The organism is Streptomyces sp. (assembly GCF_035563135.1).
Lineage (GTDB): Bacteria > Actinomycetota > Actinomycetes > Streptomycetales > Streptomycetaceae > Streptomyces.
The window spans coordinates 1-2,777 of record NZ_DATMVN010000502.1 but is presented as its reverse complement, the minus strand read 5'-3'; the positions used below and the strand labels follow the sequence as shown (position 1 = coordinate 2,777).

Genomic DNA, 2,777 nt, shown 5'->3' with positions numbered 1-2,777 from the left:
GATGCGCCCGCCGGTGACCGTCAGGTCCAGTGCACGGCAGCCCCGTCGGACCGAGGCGCCGGCCGCCCCGGCACGCTCGAGGAGCAGCGCGTCGAGCTCGGCCCTGGGCGCCTGGAAGCCCGACCACGGCCCGTCCGCGTCCCCGCCGAAGGCCAGGAAACGGGGCGGACCGCCCCACTCCACCCAGTGCCCGGCGTGCCGCACCCAGGGACGGGCCCGCACGGATCCCGCCGCCCCGAGCTCCTGCAGGACCACCTCGACCCCGGGGTGGAGGGTCTCCCCGGGACGCGCGCGGCTCCCGTCGCCGGCCTCGAGCAGGACGACGGAGAGCCCGGCGGTCGCGGCGGTGATCGCGGCGGCTGCGCCGGCGGGCCCACCACCGACGACGACGAGGTCGGCGCTGCAGCGGTCGCTCAGCCCGGCATCCGCCACGGCCCACCGTCCTCGCGGGCGAGCACCGTCAGCGGGTCCACGAGCAGCTCCACGCGCCGGCGGATCGTCACGTGCCGGCGGGCGATGTCGCTCGGGTGCGGCCGGACGGGTCCGTGCTGGAAGACCTCGAACCGGTACAGCGGTGCGAGGAGCCCGACGCCGGCCTGCCCCGCGGCCGCGGTGGCGGTCGGATCGGCGGGGTCGACGGCGCGGAAGGAGAGCACCGACCAGCGGGCCTTGGCGCGGACGACCTCGGGGAACGGCCGTTCGGTGTCCACGCCCAGCGCGCCGTAGACCCGGGCCATGGCCAGCACCCGCGCCTGGTACTCCTGCTCCCGGATCGCGCCGGTCAGCGTCAGGGTGAACCGGCCGGCCAGCGAGTTCGCCACGTAGTCGGTGTGGTCCAGTCCGGGGTAGTCCACGACCTCGTCGTCGCCGGCGCGGACGACCCGGGGCCCGGGGACGCCGTCCCACGCCAGGTCGCCGACGATGCCGATCTCCTCGTCGGTGAGCGGCGCGACCGTGGGCCAGTCCACCGACGGGGCGAACGTGCGGGCGGCGTCGGGTGCGACCGCGGGCCAGAACGCGCTCAGGGCGGCGCACAGCTTGGAGTCCTCCGGGAACGGGCTGCCGAGGCCGTAGGCGGCCAGGTGCTCCGGCCCGCCGGCGCCGCCGTCCACGCTGATGTCCCACCCGGGGGCGAAGACGCCGGCGGCGTCGTCGGGCAGGTGCGAGTGCCGTTCGGTCCGCGCGATCTCCACGCGGGTCGGGCGGCCGGGCGGCACCAGGGGGAGGCCCACGATCGCGGTGACGGTGTCGTCGTCGGCCCGGAAGCCGCTGCCGGCCAGCGTCACGTTGGGCGGGAACCGTTCGTCGGAGAGCGGGTCGGGGGGGATCCGCCAGATGGTCCGACGGAGGTGCCCGGGCACGCGCTGCGCCGTCCACTCCGTCAGCTCGCGCTGGTCGGTGCTGGGGAAGAAGTCCGGAGCGGCCACCAGCGAGTAGGCGGCGCGGCGCCGCGGCAGCACCGTGGCGAGCTGCGGGACCACCGCCGCCACCCAGCCGTCGCCGGTGAAGTCCACGTAGTGGCGCGCGCGGTAGCCCCCCGCGGCCACCGTCCCGACGACATCGGGGTCGGTGTTGAGGTCGACCTCGGTCCCGTCGTCGGCCATCCGCGAGCGCACGTGCACGTACTCCGGTCCGTGCCGCCACAGGCCCTCGGCGGCGATGTTGAGGCTGGAGGAAAGCGGCTGGTTCGGCGGCACCCGGAACGTGAGCGGGCGCCCCACGTACTCGGCGGGCTCCACCAGCCGGGGGTGGACCACCGGCACGACGGTCCCCGGGTCGAGCGCCGCGTCGGCGGTCAGTGCCGCGATGCCGTCGGTGGAGCGGAAGGGCGGGCGGTCGATGTCGGGCCGGTGCCAGGAGGCGTCCGGGCCCAGCGCCAGGTGGATGCGGCGGATCTTCTCGTTGACGTGCCGCGTGCGCAGGCCGACGGTCAGGTCCGTGCCGCGGATGCACTCGGGCCCGCTGAACAGCTTGTGCAGCGGCACCCAGAACTGGCGGCCCGCGTCGCCGGGGTGCTCCTGGCTCGCCCGGCGGAAGCGCAGCGGCAGGAACGAGGCCTCGTCGCCGGGGCGGCGCATCGCGACGTAGGCGGCGTAGCGGGCGGGCAGCACCCGGATCGCGTGCGGGTCGTCCTCGACGCCCGGCAGGAAGCCGCGCCGCCGGCCGTCGTAGCGCGGTTCGGCCGTGCCCACCCGGGCCACCCCCGTCCGCGCGAACACGAGGTCCGCGTGGCGCTGGTGCGGGGTCTGGGAGGACGGCCGGTACTCGACGGCGAACACCACGACGGCCAGCGGCGCCCCGTCGGCGCGGGCGAGCAGGTCCGGCAGGGACGGCGGCCGCACCCCGAACACGTAGTCCTCCACGGCGGCCAGCTCGGCCGGCGTCGGGAAGTCCCCGAGCTCCGCGCCGTCCGCCCCCGCGGTGACGTTGGGCGACGCCAGCGCGTGGAGGAGCAGGCTGCGGGCCGGGATGCCGGGCTCCACCCCGCGATTCCCCTCCGCCGCGAAGTCCTCGAAGCCGGGCACGTCCCGGTCGATCCCGGTCAGCGGGCGGGCCAGCTCCGCGCCGAGGTCCCGGGCGTCGATGTCCAGTCCGTGCGCCGCCAGCAGGTCGGCCCAGCCGTGCCGGGCCAACCTGCCGCAGACCGCACGGACCTCGTCCAGCAGGGCCATCGGTACCTTCCTTCCCGGCCCTGGGGACCGTCGGCTCTCCCGGCGTCGGCTCTCCGGGCGTCGGCTCTCCGGGCGTCGGCTCTCCGGGCGTGGTGGCTCAGGGCT

The 2,777-nt window shown here is 76.6% G+C and carries 2 protein-coding genes; both read right to left on the bottom strand.

Annotation, left to right across the window (positions count from 1 at the left end; genetic code table 11):
- A partial coding sequence (locus VN520_RS22050) for an FAD-dependent oxidoreductase (protein WP_325748666.1) occupies nucleotides 1-432 on the bottom strand: 432 nt, incomplete at its 3' end.
- On the bottom strand, nucleotides 414-2,672 hold the full coding sequence (locus VN520_RS22045) for a hypothetical protein (RefSeq protein WP_325748665.1): 2,259 nt from the start codon (nucleotides 2,670-2,672) through the stop codon (nucleotides 414-416). The genes VN520_RS22045 and VN520_RS22050, both read right to left, overlap by 19 nt.
- Nucleotides 2,673-2,777 lie beyond the last annotated feature (105 nt).